This is a genomic window from Pseudomonas soli, assembly GCF_900110655.1.
Taxonomy (GTDB): Bacteria; Pseudomonadota; Gammaproteobacteria; order Pseudomonadales; family Pseudomonadaceae; genus Aquipseudomonas; species Aquipseudomonas soli.
Map to the genome: position 1 here is coordinate 372,951 of NZ_FOEQ01000003.1, position 17,894 is coordinate 390,844.

Annotated in this window: 14 protein-coding genes and 1 tRNA gene; 9 read left to right on the forward strand and 6 right to left on the reverse strand. The window is 64.2% G+C overall.

Annotation, left to right across the window (positions count from 1 at the left end):
* Nucleotides 1-77 precede the first annotated feature (77 nt).
* The 3 genes from BMY03_RS09740 to BMY03_RS09750 all read left to right on the forward strand — a co-directional run bounded on the left by BMY03_RS09740 (nt 78) and on the right by BMY03_RS09750 (nt 1,547).
* Nucleotides 78-536, forward strand: coding sequence for an aminoacyl-tRNA deacylase (locus BMY03_RS09740; RefSeq protein WP_023629227.1), 459 nt, complete (start codon nt 78-80; stop codon nt 534-536).
* 59 nt (nt 537-595) lie between these two features.
* The gene (locus BMY03_RS09745; protein WP_023629226.1) at nt 596-838 is read left to right on the forward strand and encodes a DUF2789 domain-containing protein; all 243 of its coding nucleotides are present in this window, start codon (nt 596-598) and stop codon (nt 836-838) included.
* Nucleotides 839-908: 70 nt separating this feature from the next.
* On the forward strand, nt 909-1,547 hold the full coding sequence (locus BMY03_RS09750; protein WP_023629225.1) for a hypothetical protein: 639 nt from the start codon (nt 909-911) through the stop codon (nt 1,545-1,547).
* Between the two features lie 6 nt (nt 1,548-1,553).
* Here BMY03_RS09750 and BMY03_RS09755 read toward each other — a convergent pair whose 3' ends face one another.
* Nucleotides 1,554-1,991 (reverse strand): CBS domain-containing protein, encoded by a 438-nt coding sequence (locus BMY03_RS09755; protein ID WP_023629224.1) that lies wholly within the window; start codon nt 1,989-1,991, stop codon nt 1,554-1,556.
* Between the two features lie 146 nt (nt 1,992-2,137).
* Nucleotides 2,138-3,868, reverse strand: a complete 1,731-nt coding sequence (locus BMY03_RS09760) for a dipeptidase (protein ID WP_094010927.1) — start codon at nt 3,866-3,868, stop codon at nt 2,138-2,140.
* Nucleotides 3,869-4,087: 219 nt separating this feature from the next.
* On the opposite strand from BMY03_RS09760, the gene BMY03_RS09765 reads away from it, so the two are divergent.
* Nucleotides 4,088-5,938 carry a DUF3857 domain-containing transglutaminase family protein gene (locus tag BMY03_RS09765; RefSeq protein ID WP_094010928.1) on the forward strand — a complete coding sequence of 617 codons (1,851 nt, stop codon included), beginning with the start codon at nt 4,088-4,090 and terminating at the stop codon, nt 5,936-5,938.
* 92 nt (nt 5,939-6,030) lie between these two features.
* Here the strand turns inward: BMY03_RS09765 and BMY03_RS09770 are convergent.
* The 3 genes from BMY03_RS09770 to BMY03_RS09780 all read right to left on the reverse strand — a co-directional run bounded on the left by BMY03_RS09770 (nt 6,031) and on the right by BMY03_RS09780 (nt 8,636).
* Nucleotides 6,031-6,107, reverse strand: a tRNA-Arg gene (locus tag BMY03_RS09770).
* An 85-nt stretch (nt 6,108-6,192) separates the two neighbouring features.
* Nucleotides 6,193-7,056, reverse strand: a complete 864-nt coding sequence (locus BMY03_RS09775) for an ABC transporter ATP-binding protein (protein WP_094010929.1) — start codon at nt 7,054-7,056, stop codon at nt 6,193-6,195.
* Nucleotides 7,053-8,636 (reverse strand): ABC transporter permease, encoded by a 1,584-nt coding sequence (locus tag BMY03_RS09780; protein ID WP_244891307.1) that lies wholly within the window; start codon nt 8,634-8,636, stop codon nt 7,053-7,055. Before BMY03_RS09780 ends, BMY03_RS09775 begins: the two co-directional genes overlap by 4 nt.
* Nucleotides 8,637-8,935: 299 nt before the next feature.
* Between BMY03_RS09780 and BMY03_RS09785 the strand changes: the two genes are divergently transcribed.
* Together BMY03_RS09785 and BMY03_RS09790 are read left to right on the forward strand one after the other, a co-directional pair.
* Nucleotides 8,936-9,976 carry an ABC transporter substrate-binding protein gene (locus BMY03_RS09785; protein WP_094010930.1) on the forward strand — a complete coding sequence of 347 codons (1,041 nt, stop codon included), beginning with the start codon at nt 8,936-8,938 and terminating at the stop codon, nt 9,974-9,976.
* Between the two features lie 28 nt (nt 9,977-10,004).
* Nucleotides 10,005-10,910 carry a TauD/TfdA dioxygenase family protein gene (locus tag BMY03_RS09790; protein WP_094010931.1) on the forward strand — a complete coding sequence of 302 codons (906 nt, stop codon included), beginning with the start codon at nt 10,005-10,007 and terminating at the stop codon, nt 10,908-10,910.
* A 32-nt stretch (nt 10,911-10,942) separates the two neighbouring features.
* Here the strand turns inward: BMY03_RS09790 and BMY03_RS09795 are convergent, their stop codons facing one another.
* The gene (locus BMY03_RS09795; protein ID WP_094010932.1) at nt 10,943-11,848 is read right to left on the reverse strand and encodes a LysR family transcriptional regulator; all 906 of its coding nucleotides are present in this window, start codon (nt 11,846-11,848) and stop codon (nt 10,943-10,945) included.
* A 192-nt stretch (nt 11,849-12,040) separates the two neighbouring features.
* On the opposite strand from BMY03_RS09795, the gene BMY03_RS09800 reads away from it, so the two are divergent.
* From BMY03_RS09800 to gabD, 3 genes are all read left to right on the forward strand, one after another.
* Entirely contained in the window at nt 12,041-14,374 is a 2,334-nt protein-coding gene (locus tag BMY03_RS09800) for a TonB-dependent receptor (protein WP_094010933.1), read from the forward strand.
* A 17-nt stretch (nt 14,375-14,391) separates the two neighbouring features.
* A complete protein-coding gene (locus tag BMY03_RS09805) occupies nt 14,392-16,065 on the forward strand; it encodes an aryl-sulfate sulfotransferase (protein WP_094010934.1) in 1,674 nt (557 codons plus the stop codon).
* Between the two features lie 279 nt (nt 16,066-16,344).
* Nucleotides 16,345-17,787, forward strand: coding sequence for an NADP-dependent succinate-semialdehyde dehydrogenase (gene gabD / locus BMY03_RS09810; protein WP_023632033.1), 1,443 nt, complete (start codon nt 16,345-16,347; stop codon nt 17,785-17,787).
* The last annotated feature ends 107 nt before the right edge of the window (nt 17,788-17,894 follow it).

A 17,894-nucleotide genomic window follows, 5' to 3' on the forward strand; every position in this document is an offset into this window, starting at 1 on the left:
ACCCGTCCTTGAAGTTTAGCCTTGGCTGTCGAGCCACGACCTAAACTTGTGGATGGGGGCAAAACCGGAGGTGCATCATGCGTATGGCCAAGACCCTTCAGCAGCGCCTGGACCAGGCCAACTGCGACTACGACATCATTCCCCATCCCCATTCGGCCACCAGCCTGGAGTCGGCGCGCACGGCCGGCGTACCCGCCGAGCGGGTCGCCAAGTCAGTGATGCTCGATGACCGCCATGGCAACTTCATCATGGCCGTGCTGCCGGCCAACCGGCATCTGGACATGACCGAGGTGCGCATGACCGGCGCCTGGCAGCTGACGCGCGAGAGCAACTTGCCGAGCCTGTTCGGCGATTGCGAGCGCGGCGCCATCCCGGCCCTGGGCGACGCCTACAACATTCCCATGCTGCTCGACCGGAGTCTTACCCGCCAGGGCGATGTCTACCTCGAGGCAGGTGACCACGATCATCTGATCCACATGAGCATGGAGCAATACTTGAAGCTGGTGCCGCACGCCGAAGTGCGCGAATTGAGCTGATGCTCGCAACCAACGCCGGGTTGGCGTCGTGGACGACCCGCCCGGCCCGAGGAGGAATCATGGAAGCACCGAACCATCCATTCGCCGACCTGTTCAAGCAACTGGGGCTGGCGGACGATGCCACCAGCATCGACCAGTTCATCACCACTCATTCGCCGTTGAAGAACGAGATCAAGCTGGTGGACGCACCGTTCTGGACCGAGGCGCAAAGAACCTTTTTGAAGGAAAGCATCATAGAGGACGCCGATTGGGCGGTACCCTTCGACCAACTCAACGAAGCACTGCGTCGCCCCCGCAAATAAAGCGCCGAGCGGCACCTGATGGGTGATCGGGCCGTTGCTATGCTCAGGTAAAACAAGAGGGGATGGCGCAATGAAAGATCCCTACGCACCAGGATTCTGGTGCACCGTGACGATCCTGGGCACCCTGACCGCCGGCTACTTCTACGGTATCCGGCACACCCACCAGATGAACCAGGCCGTGCAGTTTCTCTATGCCGCCGCCGCCGTTACCGCGGCGGTGGCGCTCTGCGGCCTGGCCTGGATCGCCTGGCAGCATTTGCACCTGAACAAGCGTGAGGTGGCCCAGGGGCGAACGTTGCTGACCATCTGGAACACCAAGGTTGCCCTGCGCCGGGTCGAGACGGTGTTCGACCGCTACTTCTGGGGCAGCTACTGGCACTCCGGGCGCACCTTCGAGGAGGTAATGGGCGAGCTCAAGGGCACACCGTTGGAGCAAAGCCTCGACGCCCTCAAGCGCCAGTGCCGGGAGCTAGACCGCGAGGTGCACGACCACCACCATCACTGGCTGGCCAATGCCCGCGACCTGTCCAGCGTGGCCACGGCGATGGCCCGCGAGCGCTACCAGTTGGACCTGTGCGATGCTCCGGTGCGCGATGGCGGCAATACCGCCGTGCTCAATCGCGATCTGGAAGTGCTGGTGTACACCTGGTCGGCGCGCCTGCGCAGCTTCGACCATCAACTGGACGAGTTGGAGCGCGCTTACCACTAGGCGGGATCATTCGCCGCGGATGTATTGCTCGAGCTGCAGGATCAGGTTGGCCTGCTCGGCGATGGTTTCCTTCACCAGGTCGCCAATCGACAACAGCCCCAGCAGCTTGCCGTTATCCACTACGGGCAGGTGGCGCAGATGGCGGTTGGTCATCAGGTTCATGCAGTACTCGAGGTTCTGCTTGGGCTCAACGGTGACTACCGGCGAACTCATGATTTCCCGTACCGGCGTGGCAGCCGATGAGCGCCCCTTGAGCACCAGTTTGCGGGCATAGTCGCGTTCGCTGACGATGCCTACGACCTGGTCGTTTTCCATCACCGGTAATGCACCGACGTTCTTCTCCGCCAGCAGCTTCAAGGCATCCAGCACCGAGTCATCAGGGCTGATGGTGTAGACGGTCTGATGCTGGGACTTGGCTTTGAGGATTTGTTCGACGTTCTTCATACGGGCCTCGGTGGGTGAAAAAGCGCGGTGTCGGAGTAAATAAAGCATCCGGCACGGCGCTCTGCACGGCAATGCAGGAAACGGCATCGAGGTGATTGAAAAACGTCATCGTGGCAAGAGGCCGCAATGCGGCCCCGGGTGAATCATCAAAGCTTCGGCATCTGCCCGATCCGCGCCACCATCTCGCTGACGATCTGCAGGTCGAGCATGAATTGCTCCACGGTCTTGAACTCGTTGTCGTTGTGCCCGGTGTACTTCACATCCGGCATGGCCAGGCCGAACTGCACGCCATTGGGCAGGTCGTGCACCGAGGTGGCGCCGGCGGAGGTGCCGTACTCGTGCTTCATGCCCAGGTTCTCGCTGGCCACGGCCAGCAGGGCCTTGACCCACTCGCCCTCGGGGTTGCGGTACATCGGCTCGTCCATGCTGTAGTCGAAGGCCACCTTGGTCTGGCTCTTGGCAACCCAGCTGTCGAGCTTGCCGGAGATCTCACCTTTGAGGGTGTCGAGCGACTTGCCTTTGGGAATGCGCAGGTTCACCGCCAGCTTCAGCGCCTTGTCATCCAGGCCGACGAAGGTCAACGAGGTGGTCAGCGGGCCCATGAAGTCGTCCTTGAAGCCCACGCCAAGCTTGTTGCCCAGGTAGCCCAGGCCCCAGTTGTCGGCGGCGTAGCGGGCGGCGTCGGTGATGTGGTTGTGCTTGAGCGGCACGTCCTTGCCCAGGCCATTGAGGAAGTCGAGCATGCGCGCCACCGGGTTGACCCCGGACTCGGGCTCGGAGGAGTGCGCCGATACGCCGGTCACGGTCAGCAGCACCTGCTTGCCGTCGACCTTGGCGTCGATGCTGAAGTCGCCACCATGGCGCTTGACGTAGGCCGCGCCGGCTTTTTCCAGGGCCTTGGCCAGTTCGGCCGGCTTGTCGCCGGTCAATGTCGCCACCGAGCTACCGGGGATCTGGTTGGTGGCCAGGCCGCCGGTGAGGTTGATCACCTCGGCGCCTTTGCCATCACCGGCACGCTTGGCGAAGGTAGCCATGACGGTGCCATAGCCTTTCTCGGCGATCACTACCGGGTAGCCGCCGTCCAGCGCCAGGTTGTAGTCAGGGGTGGCGTTGCGTTCGAAGTAGTAGGGGATGGCATCACCGGTGGTTTCCTCGGTGGTGTCCACCAGCAGCTTGAACTGGCGCGCCAGCGGCAGCTTTTCGTCCTTGGCTACTTTCAGCGCGTAGAGCGCGACGACGATGCCGTTCTTGTCGTCCTCGGTGCCGCGGCCATACATGCGATCGCCCACCAGGGTGACCTTGAACGGGTCGAGCTTGGTGCCGTCCTTGAGCTTCCAGTTTTCCGGGGTGACCGGCACCACGTCGGCATGGGCGTGGATACCGATGACTTCCTTGCCTTCGCCCAACGTGATCTCGTAGACGCGGTTGTCGATATTGCGGAACTGCAGGCCGAAGCCCTCGGCCAGGGCCTTGATCTTGTCGGCGATCTTGAGGAACTCCGGGTTCTCGTGCTGCGGCACACCTTCTTTGCGCACGGTCGGGATCTCTACCAGCTCGCGCAGGGTCTCCTTTGCGGCCTTGCCGTACTTGATGCGGGTGTACAGGCCCAGCAGGCGGTTGATCTCGTCCTGCTGCTCGGCAGCCAGGGGCTTGCCGGCCAGGTACAGCTTGAGGGTGTCGTCCAGCTTGTCGGCCTTGGCCAGGTCGCTGCCGGCCAGCTTGCCGAGGAACTGCTTGAAGTCGGCCGGGTCGCTGCCGTCGTAGGCCTTGATGATGGCGGCGGACTGCTGCTGGGAGAGGTTGGCCTGGGCCGGGATCGAGAACATGGCCACGCTGGCCAGCAGGAGCGATGCGGCGGATAGCTTGGTAAATGGCATGGGTGTGCGCATTCCTTTGCAAGGGGTGGAGGGCGACCGTTTACGCAAACGGAAGATGCCCACGCTATCACCAATGACTACCGGCGCGGGAGAGGTGGCAATGTGCATTTCTGCACAAACGTGCAAGCTTTCATCTACGGCGCGGCCTGCAGCTTTATGACAAAAATGCGTATCATTAGCGTTTTTTGTAATAACCCGTTTTACGAGAGAAGGATCCTCATGTTCACGTCTTACCTTGCACCCCTGGCCGGGGTGCTGGCCTTCACCCTTGCCTGCATCACGCCCGCCCAGGCACGGGACGATGGCACTGACCACTCTGTCACCCTGGAAAAGGTCGTGCAGACCTTCACCGTGCAGACCGACGGCAGCTTCCAGGTAGCGGTCGAGTCGGTCTCGCGCATCAACGAAGAGCGGGCCATCCAGGCCAAGGCGCAGGAGCCGCTGAGCTATAACCGCTCGTACGAAACCCTGGAGGTCGACGAAGCCTTCACCCAGAAGCCTGATGGGCGCAAGGTGATGGTCGATGCCTCGCAGATCAAGGAGCAGCAGGAGCAGGCGTCCACCTACGCGCCGATGTTCCAGGACTCTCGGGTCAAGGTGGTGATCTTCCCGGAAGTGGCCGTCGGCGATCGCCTGGTGCTGCGCTACAAGCGCCATCGCAGCACTGCGCTGTTCCCCGGCCACTTCGAGGACCTCACCGGCCCGGACTTCCACCCCGTGGGGCAATTCTCGCTGATCTACGACCTGCCGGCGGATCTGCCGCTGTACGCTGATGCTCGTGGCTTCAAGGCGTCCACGCCCAAGGCCGGCAAGGGCCGCAAGGTCTACCGCTGGGACTTCGTACCCGCCGACAGGGGCAGGATCGAGGCGAGCGCCGTGTCCTACCTGGACTACGGCCAGTACCTCGCGGTGTCGACCTTCAAGGATTACGCAGGGCTTGCCGCCAGCTACCAGGCGCGCGCCGGCGTGGAAGTGACACCAGCCATCGCCGCACTATCCGAGCAGTTGACGGCTAACCTGCCCGATGCCCGGGCCAAGGCGCTCAAGCTCAGCGACTGGGTGCGTGAGAACATCCGCTACGTGGCGGTCTATGTCGGTGCCGGCGGGGTGGTCCCGCATTCGGCGCAGAGCGTGCTGGACAACCGCTATGGCGACTGCAAGGACCATGTCGCCCTGCTCGAGGCATTGCTCAAGGCCGCAGCCATCGAAAGCTCGCCTGCCCTGGTCAACCTCGGCAACGCCTACCACCTGCCCAAGGTGCCGACCTTGGGCGTGCTCAACCATGTGCTGACCTACGTACCGAGCCTGGACCTGTACCTGGACTCGACCGACCCGTCGGTGGCCGCCGGCTACCTGCCGCTGATGGACCTGGACAAGACGACGTTGCTGACCGTCTCGGGCGCGTTTGGCAAGACCCCGGCCTACCAGTTCGGCAAGCAGGTCGGTGAGATGCTGTTCAAGGTCAAGGGCACGGGCGCCGCGGACTTCACCGGCGCTTCGACGATCGAGGGTTGGTCCAGCGAGGTCAACCGCTATGGCGCCAACTCGATGAGGCCGGCCGACCTCGACCGCATGGTCGAGCAGGTGCTCAATGCCTACGGGCAGCGGGGCAGCGGCAAGATCCTGATCCAGCCATCGGTGGCGCCGGAGCACTTCCACAGCCAGGTCGAAGGTCATACCGAGAACCTGGTGAACCTGCCAGGGCCAGTGGGGCTTCCGGCACTGAGCAGCCTGGTCGGCGGTATCTCGCAAATGGTCTATGGCTTTGCCGCCGAAAACGAACGCACCCAAGGCTTCGTCTGCATTTCCAACGAAGCGGTGGAGAAGGCACGCTTCGAGTTCCCTGCCGAAGTTACTGTCCTGGCGACGCCCAAGGCCGTTGCCGTGAAGGAAGGTAGCTTCGACTACAGTGCCCGTTACACTCGCGATGGCAACGCCGTGGTGGTCGAGCGGCGCATGCAGTTCAAGCATCCGAAGGCGGTGTGCACGCCTGAAGAGTTCAAGACGATGAAGCCGGTAATTGAAACCATGGTCAGGGACCTGCAAGGCCAGATCATCGTGCAGGGCTGAGGCCCGGAAACGCAAAAGCCCCGCCAGAGTGATCTGAGCGGGGCTTTGCTTTTACCGTCACCGTGCAAACACCTGGGTGGCGGTTGATGTCATGGCGCACTCGGCGGGATTCGAACCCACGACCCCTGCCTTCGGAGGGCAGTACTCTATCCAGCTGAGCTACGAGTGCAACGGGGCGCATGATACCCATCTGATTCGGTGGCGTCCATGGCCTTGATCTATGGAGTGTTTTCCCAAGGGACAGCGGGCGCCCGTCATAGCGCGATCAGCTCCGGTCGCAGCCCCTCCACTCGTTGGCCTGTCGGCTTGAGATACCCATCATCCCCGGTGATCTGCTGCAGGACCTTTTCCCGCAACCCATGTAACCCCACGCCGGTGCGCTGGCGCGGGTGCGTTAGATCAATCGGCACTACGGCCTTGATCCGCCCGGGACGAGGTTCCAGCACCACCACGCGGTCGGCCAGGTAGGTCGCCTCCTCGGCATCGTGGGTGACCAGCAGGATGGTAATCCCCGAGCGTTCGCGAATCGCCAGCAGTTCATTCTGCAGCTGTTGGCGGTTCAAAGCGTCGAGGGCGCCGAAGGGTTCGTCCAGCAGCAGAATGCGCGGGCTGGCCACCAGCCCCCGGGCGATGGCCACGCGCTGGGCCATGCCGCCGGATAGTTGGTGCGGATAGGCCGATTCGAAACCGACTAGCCCCACCAGTTGCACGTACTCGTGAATCCGCCGGGCACGCTCGCCTTGAGTGAGTGTCTCGTTGACCAGGCCCAGGCCGATGTTCTGCGCCACTGTCAGCCAGGGAAACAGGCGGTGCTCCTGGAACACGATGCCGCGTTCAGCGCCGATGCCGTTGACTGGCTGGCCATCGACGCGGATCTGGCCGCTGTAGTCGTTGTCCAGGCCCACCAGCAGGCGCAGCAGGGTGGATTTGCCGCAGCCCGACGAACCGACGATGGCGATGAATTCGCCCTGTTCGATCGACAGGTCAAAGTCGCGAATGGCTTCGAACGGCTGGCCGTCGACGCTGAAGGTCTTGCCGACTTTCTCGAAGCTGACCAGCGGCGGTGTGGCATCAGCTTGGTTGGCCGCGTGCAGGGCCGGGGTGATGAAGGAATTCATGCGGATCTCCAGCGCGTGGCGCGCGATTCGAGGCGTTGGCCGAGGTGGCCGAGCAGGGCGCCGACCAGGCCGATCAGGACCATGGCGGCCATCACCTGGTCCATGCGGAACAATTGCTGGGCGCCGATCATCAGGCTGGCGATGCCGCCGTCCGAAGGCATGAAGTACTCGGCGCCGATGGTGCCGAGCCAGGCGTAGATCAGCGCCAGGCGCAGCCCGGCGAAGATCGCCGGCGAGGCGCCGGGCAACACCAGCAGACGCAGCCGGTGCGGCAGGTCCAGGCGCAGGGCCTGCGCCGCCTCGCCCAGCTGTGGCGGGAGGCTGGCGATGCCGCGTTGGGTGGCGATCAGCAGCGGGAAGAACGCCGCCAGCGCGACGAACACCAGCTTGGCGCCTTCACCCAGGCCGAACCAGGCAGTCAGCAGCGGCACCCAGGCGAACAGCGCCACCTGGCGCAACGCCGACAGGCTTGGGCCGAGCAGGCGCTCGGCGTTGGCTGACAGGCCCAGCAGCAGGCCCAGGGCGAACCCCGCGCCACCGCCGATCAACAGACCGGCCAGGGTGCGTTGCAGGCTCAGGCGCAGTGCCTCGGGTAACGAACCGTCGAGCAGGCCTGCGTACAGGCTGCGCAGCACATCCAGCGGAGAGGAGAGGATGTTGGCATCGACCCAGCCAAGGCTGTTGGCGGCCTGCCACAGCAGCAACAGCCCCGCAGGCAGCAGCAGGCTTTGCCAGCCGCGTGGCACCTGGCCGCGCAACTGCTCGCCAGTGGCCGGCTGCGGCCAGTGCAACAGGCTGCGTTCCAGGCGCGAGAAGCCGCGATCCATCAGTGCGCCGACCAGGCCGATCAGCAGAATGCAGAGGAACACCAGGTCGAGCATGAACAACTGCCGCCCCCAGACCATCAGGTAGCCGATGCCTTCGCTGGAGGCCAGCAGTTCCACAGCCAGCAGCGAGGTCCAGCCAGTGGCCAGGGCCAGTCGCACACCGGCGAGAAATGCCGGCAGCGCGGCGGGCAGCAACAGGCGCAGGAACAGCAGGTGAGGAGGCAGGCGCAGGACGGCGGCGGCCTCGCGCAGCTTGGGTTGGGCGTCGCGCACGCCGACCAGGGTGTGCAGCGTGACCGGCACCACCACCGCCTTGACCAGCACCACCAGCTTGAGTAGCTCGCCGATGCCGAAGAACAGCATGAACAGCGGGATCCAGGCCAAGGTCGGGATTTGCGCCAGGGCGACGAAGGTGGGCAGCACCAGAGTCTGCGCCCGTCGCGATCCGCCCAGCCAGGTGCCCAACAGCAAGCCGCTGGCGATCCCTGCCAGCAGCCCCCAGATCAGGCGTTGCAGACTTATCCACAGGTGGCCCCAGAGTTCGCCGGAGCCGAACTCCAGCGCACTCTGCCAGACCAGCGCGGGGGCGGGCAGGATCTGTTCGCTCATCCAGTGCTCACGGCTGGCGACGACCCACAAGGCCGCCACCGCCAATGGCACGATCCACGGCAGGTAGAAGCGGCCTTGCGTCGCGAAAGGGCTGCGTAGCGGCACCCACAGGCGCCGCAGACTTGCGCTCAAGACTTCGCTCATCGGGGCATCTCCCAAACCGTTCCTTGTTTATTCGTTTATGGAATTAAAAATTCACATAAATTGCATTCAAGAGATAAGAGCATGCGGCCGGTGCATGCGAAAGCCCCGTCCCGTTGCGTTTTCCTCATATTTTCCATGCGTTTCCTGCAAGCCCGTCGCAGGCCCGCATGGCGCCTGGGTTATGTCTTATGGTTACTAAAAAATGAAGTTTTGATCTTTGTAGGTTCTAACCGGACCTGCCTAGCTTCTGGCCCATAGCGCCGGCCATCGCCGGTGGCAGCCTGCCAAGGAGCCTTGCCATGAGAACCACCTTCCGCCACCTGCTCAGCCCGTTGCTCGCCGCCTTGTTGAGTGCCGTGCCCGTGGCAGCGCATGCCGCCCAGCCGGATGTGATCCGTATCGCCGTGCCCGACCTCAGCGCCGGCAGCAAGCCCAGCGCCGGCGGCGTGGTGGACGTGCTGCGCGACCAGCAATTGCTGGAGAAAGAGTTTGCCAAGGACGGCATCCGCATCGACTGGCGCTTCTTCAAGGGCGCAGGCCCCGTGGTCAACGAAGCCCTGGCCAACGGCCAGGCGGACTTCGCCTACCTGGGCGACCTGGCCGCGATCATCGGCAAGGCCAGCGGCCTCGACACCCGCGTGTTGTCGGCTGGGGTGCGTGGCGTGAAGAGCTACCTCGGCGTGGTGCCGGGCTCGGGCATCCATAGCCTGCAGGATCTCAAGGGCAAGCGCGTGGCAGTGTTCCGCGGCACCGCCAACCAGCTGTCGTTCGCCAGTGCCCTGGCCAGCCAGGGGCTGTCCGAGCGTGAACTGAAAGTGATCAACCTCGACTTCAACGCCGCCAATGCCGCCCTGGCCGCCAAGCAGATCGACGCCACCTGGGGCCTGTCCAACCTGCTGTCGCTGCGCGAGCGGGGCTTGGTCGAGTTGCCGGTCAACTCACGCAACCTGCAAGGGGCCGGCAGTACTCAAGCGGTGTTGCTCGGCACCGGCGCGTTCATTCGCCAGCACCCTGACCTGGTGCAGCGCCTGGTCAATGCCCAGGAGCAGGCGGCGAAGTGGCTGCGCGACGAGCGTAACCGCGAGGCCTATGTGGACCTCGTGGCCAATACCGCCAACTGGCCGAAGTCGATCCTGCGCGACGACCTGGCCGAGGAAAACCTTGCCGAATACTTCGACCCACGCCTGGACGCTGGCTTCGTCGGCCTGCTGCAACAGGGCGTCGACCTGGCTGCCAAGGAGCGCCTGATCCGCCGTGGCTTCCAGGTATCCGACTGGGTCGAACCACGCTTCATCGATCACGCCCTGCAACAGGACCAGGCCGTCCAGGCCGCCCGCTGACCCGACAACAACCCTGAGGAGCACGACCATGAGCAACGCCGCACTGGCCACCGCGCCGCAAACCCTCGAACTCGATATCCACCCCGTTGCCGGGCGCATTGGCGCCGAGATTCGCGGCATCAAGCTGTCCGCCGACCTTGATCCGGCCACTATCGACGCCATCCAAGCGGCGCTGGTGCAGCACAAGGTGATTTTCTTCCGCAGCCAGGACCACCTCGATGACATCGGCCAGGAGGCCTTCGCCCAACTGCTGGGTGAGCCAATCGCCCACCCCACGGTGCCTGTGGTCGACGGCACCAGCTACCTGCTCCAGTTCGATGGCGCCGAGGGGCAGCGGGCCAACTCCTGGCACACCGACGTGACCTTCGTCGATGCCTACCCCAAGGCCTCGATCCTGCGCAGCGTGGTGGCCCCGGCCTCCGGTGGCGACACGGTGTGGGCCAACACCGCTGCGGCCTACCAGGAACTGCCCGAACCGCTGCGTGCCCTGGCCGACCAGCTGTGGGCGGTGCACAGCAACGAGTACGACTACGCCAGCGTGAAACCGGATGTCGATCCTGCCAAGCTGGAGCGCTACCGCAAGGTGTTCACTTCGACGGTGTACGAGACCGAGCACCCGGTGGTGCGCGTGCATCCGGTCAGTGGCGAGCGCGTGCTGCAACTGGGGCATTTCGTCAAACGCATCAAGGGCTATTCGCTGGCCGACTCACAGCATCTGCTCGCGGTACTGCAGGGGCATGTGACACGCCTGGAAAACACCGTGCGCTGGCGCTGGCAGGCCGGGGACGTGGCGATCTGGGACAACCGCGCAACGCAGCACTATGCGGTGGATGACTACGGTACGCAGCCGCGCATCGTGCGCCGCGTTACCCTGGCTGGCGAGGTGCCGGTGGGGGTGGATGGGCAACTGAGCCGGACCACACGCAAGGGCTGAGATCGCTGGGGCCGCAAAGCGGCCCCTGTTCGCTACAACTCGGCGTCACAGGCCACTAACTGCCTCACCAATCCCTGCGCCAGCGCCGACAAGCCATACCCCACCCGGCTCACCACCCCATAGCGGGTGTAGAACGCCTCCTCCTGTTCCGGCACCAGGTCTGCCAGCTTGAGCGCCACCAGCCCTTCATACGGCCGCAGGTTTGCGCTGCAGGCAATGCCGATGGTGTCCGAGTGCAGCACCACATTGAGCAGCGCATAGCCATGCTCGCATTCCACGCTGGGCAGGAAGTCCTGCCGCCCACTGAGGTCGCTGAGGATCTTGCGGATGTTCGGCGGGCGGAAGGTGGTCGCCAGCGGATAGTCGAACAGGTCCTGCGCCCGCACTTCGCCACGCTCGGTCAGCGGATGCCCGGCGCGGCAGCAGAAATGCCAGCGTTGTGGGGTGAGCTTGTGCACCTGGTAATCCGGGTCGGCTTCGAACTGGCGGGTGTCGGCGACGAAGAACTCGATCTCCTCGGCGATCAGCCGGCGGTTCAAGGCCTGCCAATTGTCCACCTGGAAGCAGGTGCGCGCTGCCGGGTACTCGGCGACGAAGCGTGCAACCGCCCGCGGCACCAGCCCGCCGGCGGGCGCCGGCCCCGAGCCAAAGCGCACCACGCCGGTGGTGGCGCCGTTGAACTGGTTGATCTCGTTGACCAGGTTGTGCGCCCCATGCACCAGGCGCCGCGAATGCTCCAGCACCAGCAGGCCCTGGCGGGTCGGCGCCAGTTCCTTGCTGGCGCGGTCGACCAGGCGGCAGCCGACGTTGTGCTCCAGCGTCTGGATGCTGCGGCTGAAAGCCGATTGCGAAAGGTTCACCGCAGCCGCCGCGGCGACGAAGCTGCGGTGCTCGACAAGGGCGATGAAGTGGCGGAGCTGGCGCAGGTCGATATGCATTTTCTACATGGAAACTTTCGGTGGAATGCAATTGCTGGGAAGGGTTGGGAACCTTATAAAGGGAGTCTCTTATTCCACAAAATATGAATTACAAATATTTATATCTCTTAAAAGAATATAAGCCAGCCTGACCGCGATTCGGTTCCGCCAACGGAAATGCTCGCCTGGGCCCTTGCCTCAAGGAGCATCTGCATGTCCCGACTTTCCCGTTGGCCCGCGCGCGCCTCGTTGTTCGCCCTGCAACCCCTGGCGGCTGGAGTGCTGCTGGCCGCTTCCGGCAGCAGCTTCGCCGATGAGCGCAACGCCGCCCCAGCCGTGACGCAGGAAGCCCAGCTCGGCACCGTCACCGTCAATGCCCGGCGACGCGAAGAAACCGCGCAGAGCGTGCCCACGCCGATCAGCGTGCTGGGCAGCGAAACCCTCGAGACCCAGCGCATCTACCGCGTGCAGGATTTGCAGCAACTGGTGCCGAGCACCAACGTCGCCTATGTGCACGCCCGCCAATCGAGCATCTCCATTCGCGGCCTGGGCAACAACCCGGCCAGCGATGGCCTGGAAGGCAGCGTCGGGATCTACCTCGACAACGTCTACCTCGGCCGCCCGGGCATGGCGGTGTTCGACCTGCTCGATGTCGAGCAGCTGGAAGTGCTGCGCGGCCCGCAGGGGACGTTGTTCGGCAAGAACACCACTGCCGGGGTGCTCAACATCACCACGCGCAAGCCGACCTTCCACCAGGAGGGCAGCGTGCAGTCATCGCTGGGCGAGGATGGCTACTGGCAGACCCAGGGCAGTTTCTCCGGCCCTTTGACCGACACCCTCGCCGGGCGCATCAGCGCTTATCACACCGAGGACGACGGCTATGTGAAGAACGTCTACAACGGCCACGATCTCAACGGCGGCAAGCGCCAGGGCTTTCGCACCCAGTTGCTGTTCAAGCCCAGCGAAACCTTCAATCTGCGCTGGATCGGCGAATACAACGAAGAAAACTCCGACAACGGCATCCTCAGCCTGTACAGCACCGGGCCGACCATCAATGGCGTGAACCGTTACGAGAGCCTGGCCGCCCAGGCCGGCGCGACCCTGGTGTCGGGCAAGGATCGCAAGGTCAACTTCGACGCCGACCAGATGGTCAAGGTGTTCCAGGGCGGTACTTCGGTGGAAGCCAACTGGACCCTGCCCAACGACTTCACCCTCACCTCGATCACCGCCTACCGCTGGTGGGACTTCACGCCGCGCAACGACGACGGCCTCAACGTGCCGGTGTTCCACAGCGCCGGTGTTTCGGTCCGTGACAAGCAGTACTCCCAGGAAATCCGCCTGGCTTCGCCCACCGGCGGCTTCTTCGACTATGTACTCGGGGCCTACTACTTCAAGCAGGACCTGGACAACAAATCGTTCACCTACAACGGACCGCAAGCCGACATCTGGAACCTGACCCCGGCTGGCGCCCTGGCCAACGTCACCACAATCGGCAACGGCCACATCGATACCGACAGCTACGCGTTGTTCGCCCAGGGCACCTGGCACCTGACCGAGCGCCTGGATTTCACCGCTGGCGTGCGGGGTACCTACGAAGAGAAAAGCGCCTGGGTGACCCGCGACGCGCCGTCCGGCGGCGCTGCCGTTACCGGTGCGGCGGCCGCGGCTCGCCAGGGCCGGGTGGGGGCCTATGATTCGGGTGACCTCAACCAGTACAGCTTCGCCCCTTCCGGGCTGCTCAGCCTGAGCTACCGCTTCAGCGACGCGGTGCTGGGCTATGCCAGCCTGTCCCACGGCGAGAAGTCCGGTGGCGTCAACCTCACCGTCGGCGCCGCACCAAGGCTGGGCACAGACTCGCTGCTGGTGGGTACCGAACGCGCCAACAACGCCGAACTCGGCATCAAGAGCACGCTGCTGGACAACCGCCTGCAGCTCAACACCAACCTGTTCTGGACCGAAGTGCACGGCTACCAGGCCAACGTCTATGACGAGGCCAACCGCGTGCAGTACCTGGCCAACGCCGGCAGCGTGCGCTCGCGGGGCCTGGAGTTCGAAGCCACGGCCCTGCCGGTCCGCGGGCTGACCGTGAATTTCAATGGCTCGTGGAACGACGTGCGCTACACCGAGTACGACGACGCACCGTGCCCGCCGGAGGTGAGCCTGGCCAATGCCGCCGCCACTTGCGACCTGTCCGGCCACCAGGTGGTCGGCGCCTCCAAGTACATCGCCAACCTCAACGGCCAGTACAAGTGGCAGCTGACCGAGCGAATCGAGCCCTACGTGACCGCCAGCTACGCCTTCCGCTCCAGGGCCGTCGGCACCATCGACGACTCCGACTACGGCCAGATCCCCAGCTACGCCATCGTCAACCTGTCCACCGGCGTGCGCCTGGACCAGGGCGACGGCGTGCTCGACCTGTCGCTGTGGGTGAAGAACGCCGGCGACAAGACCTACTTCACCAGCCTGTGGAACTCCGCCAACGGCGGCTATGCCGGCGTGCTGGGCACGCCGCGCACCGTGGGCGCCACCGCCCGTTACGACTTCTGAGCACAAGGAGCTTTGCCATGAACGCCAAGACCCAACCCCACGACCTGCCTGAAGGCGCCTGCCTCACCGCCAAGGTGCCCGACCGCGACGAAGCCCTGCTCGGCGACGTGGTGGTCAATCCATACCGTCTGGCGCCGTTGACCGCGATCATCCGTGATGGCGGGCGCACCCTGAGCGCCGCCCATGTGCGGGTGCTGGGACGCGGCGAGCGCGGTATCGATATTGTCTACGACGTGTCCGACCGCTCGCTGTGGACCTACGGCGGCATTCCGGTGTTCGGCCTGTACCCCGATCACGTCAACCAGATCGAGGTGAGCTACAAGCTCGATGGCGAACGCATCCGCGAGCGTTACGAAATCTACGCCCCGGCAGTGCGCCTGCCGGTGGTGGCGAAGCAGACGGCGGCGCTGCCCGAGGTCGAACCGGTCAAGGTCGCGCCTGGCTTCGAGCAGCGGCTGTACCTGTTCAATCATCTGCTGGCCGAGATCCCAGGCGGGCGTGCCTTCAAGTGGAACGGCCTGGGCGGCGCTGCCGAGTGGGACTCGGTGGGCAACAACTGGATCGCCGACAGCAACGGCGATGTGCGCTGGTACCTCGATATCGAGCAGATCCACGATTCCAACCATCGCGACGGCCTGGGCGGGACCATGGGCTTCCACCAGACCCGCGACGGCAAGCTGATCTGGGGCCAGGGCCAGACCTATTCCAAATACGACCTGCTTGGCCGGCGTATCTGGCAGCGCAACCTGCCGGACAAGTTCGCCGACTTCTCCCACGAGATCCGCGAGACGCCCAACGGCACCTACCTGTTGCGGGTCGGCACCAGCGACTACCGCCGCCCTGACGGCAAGCGCGTGCGTTCGATCCGCGACCATATCATCGAGGTCAACGAGGCCGGTGACGTGCTGGACTTCTGGGACCTGAACCAGATCCTCGACCCGTATCGCGGCGAGCTGCTGGGAACCCTGGGCAAGGCGGCGATCCAACTGCCGGACGGCGTGCAGAAACAGGACGAGCGCCTGGCCAACGAGCTGGCCGAGGGCGACCTGCCGTTCGGCGATACGCCGGGGGTAGGTACCGGACGCAACTGGGCCCACGTCAACGCCATCGACTACGACGCCGATGACGACAGCATCATCGTTTCAGCACGACACCAGGGCGTGGTAAAGATCGGTCGCGACAAGCAGGTGAAGTGGATTCTTGCCGCGGCCCAGGGCTGGCCGGCGCGCCTGCAGGACAAGGTGCTCAAACCCGTGGGCGAGGGCTTCGAGTGGTCCTGGACCCAGCACACCGCCTGGCTGACCGGGCGCGCCACGCTGACCGTGTTCGACAACGGCTGGGGCCGGGACTTCGGCCCGACCAAGCTGGCGGGCAACTACAGCCGGGCGGTGGAGTACAAGATCGACGAGGCCAAGGGCACGGTCGAGCAGATCTGGCAGTACGGCAAGGAGCGTGGTGACGAGTGGTACAGCCCGATCACCTCGGTGGTGGCGTATCGGCCCGATACCGACACCCAGTTCATCTATTCGGCGTCGGTGAACTTCCTCACGCCCCAGAAGCTGACGACCAGCGTGCTCAATGAAGTGCGTCGCGGCACCCAGGAGGTGACCGTGGAGCTGAAAGTGCACAGTCGCCAGCCGGGCAGCGTGGGCTACCGGGCGCTGGTGATCGACCTCGACAAGGCGTTCTGATGAACTAACCTCCCAAGGCCCTATCGCGGGGCAAGTCGCATCGGCGCACCGATACGACTTGCCCCGCGATGCATTTCCACTGATCTGAATTCCGACCACTCGTTCTTTTTTTCGAACAGCCTATTGTCCAACCCCCCAGCGCCCGCTTAGCATTCCGTTTGAGATTTCAAACGCTCGGCACCCAGGCGTCGAACACCCTGGTGCACGAATTCCTGACGGCCGCCCTCGCATCGAGGGCGCCTTTTCAACAATCAAAATTCGCAGTAAAGGGAAGCCGACATGCAGCTCAAAGACGCTCAGTTGTTCCGCCAGCAGGCCTTCATCAACGGTGAATGGCTGGATGCGGACAGCGGTCAGACCATCAAGGTGACCAACCCGGCCACCGGTGAAGTCATCGGCAGCGTGCCGAAGATGGGCGCCGCCGAGACCCGCCGCGCCATCGAGGCCGCCGACAAGGCGCTGCCGGCCTGGCGCGCACTGACCGCCAAGGAGCGTGCCGGCAAGCTGCGCCGCTGGTTCGAGCTGATGATCGAGCACCAGGACGACCTGGCTCGTCTGATGACCACCGAGCAGGGCAAGCCGCTGGCCGAAGCCAAGGGCGAGATCGCCTATGCCGCCTCGTTCATCGAGTGGTTCGCCGAAGAAGCCAAGCGCGTCTACGGTGATGTCATCCCTGGCCACCAGCCGGACAAGCGCCTGATCGTCATCAAGCAGCCGATCGGTGTCACCGCCGCCATCACCCCGTGGAACTTCCCGGCCGCGATGATCACCCGTAAAGCCGGCCCGGCCCTGGCCGCCGGTTGCACCATGGTGCTCAAGCCCGCTTCGCAGACCCCATACTCCGCCCTGGCCCTGGTCGAGCTGGCCACCCGTGCCGGCATCCCGGCTGGCGTGCTGAGCGTCATTACCGGCAGCGCCGGCGAAGTCGGCTCCGAGCTGACCGGCAACTCCCTGGTGCGCAAGCTATCGTTCACCGGCTCGACCGAAATCGGTCGCCAGCTGATGGAAGAGTGCGCCAAGGACATCAAGAAAGTTTCCCTGGAGCTGGGCGGCAACGCGCCGTTCATCGTGTTCGACGACGCCGACCTGGACAAGGCGGTCGAGGGCGCGATCATCTCCAAGTACCGCAACAACGGCCAGACCTGCGTCTGCGCCAACCGTATCTACGTGCAGGACGGTGTCTACGACGCCTTCGCCGAGAAGCTCAAAGCCGCCGTGGCCAAGCTGAAGATCGGTAACGGCCTGGAAGAAGGCACCACCACTGGCCCGCTGATCGACGGCAAGGCTGTCGCCAAGGTCCAGGAACACATCGAGGACGCCGTATCCAAAGGCGCCAAGGTGCTGTCCGGTGGCAAGCTCATCGAAGGCAACTTCTTCGAACCGACCATCCTGGTCGATGTGCCGAAAACCGCCGCCGTCGCCAAGGAAGAAACCTTCGGCCCGCTGGCGCCGCTGTTCCGCTTCAAGGACGAGGCCGAAGTCATCGCCATGTCCAACGACACCGAGTTCGGCCTGGCCTCGTACTTCTACGCCCGTGACATGAGCCGCGTGTTCCGCGTTGCCGAGGCCCTGGAATACGGCATGGTCGGCATCAACACCGGCCTGATCTCCAACGAAGTCGCGCCGTTCGGTGGCATCAAGGCCTCGGGCCTGGGCCGCGAAGGTTCCAAATACGGTATCGAGGACTACCTCGAGATCAAATACCTGTGCATCAGCGTCTGATCACTAGGTAAGCGGTTTTACCTCTGCCAGCGGGGCGCGAGAGCGACGTCTCGCTGGCCTTTTTGACATAGCGGTACCCGGTGGCCAGGGCATGCGTGACAGTCGAT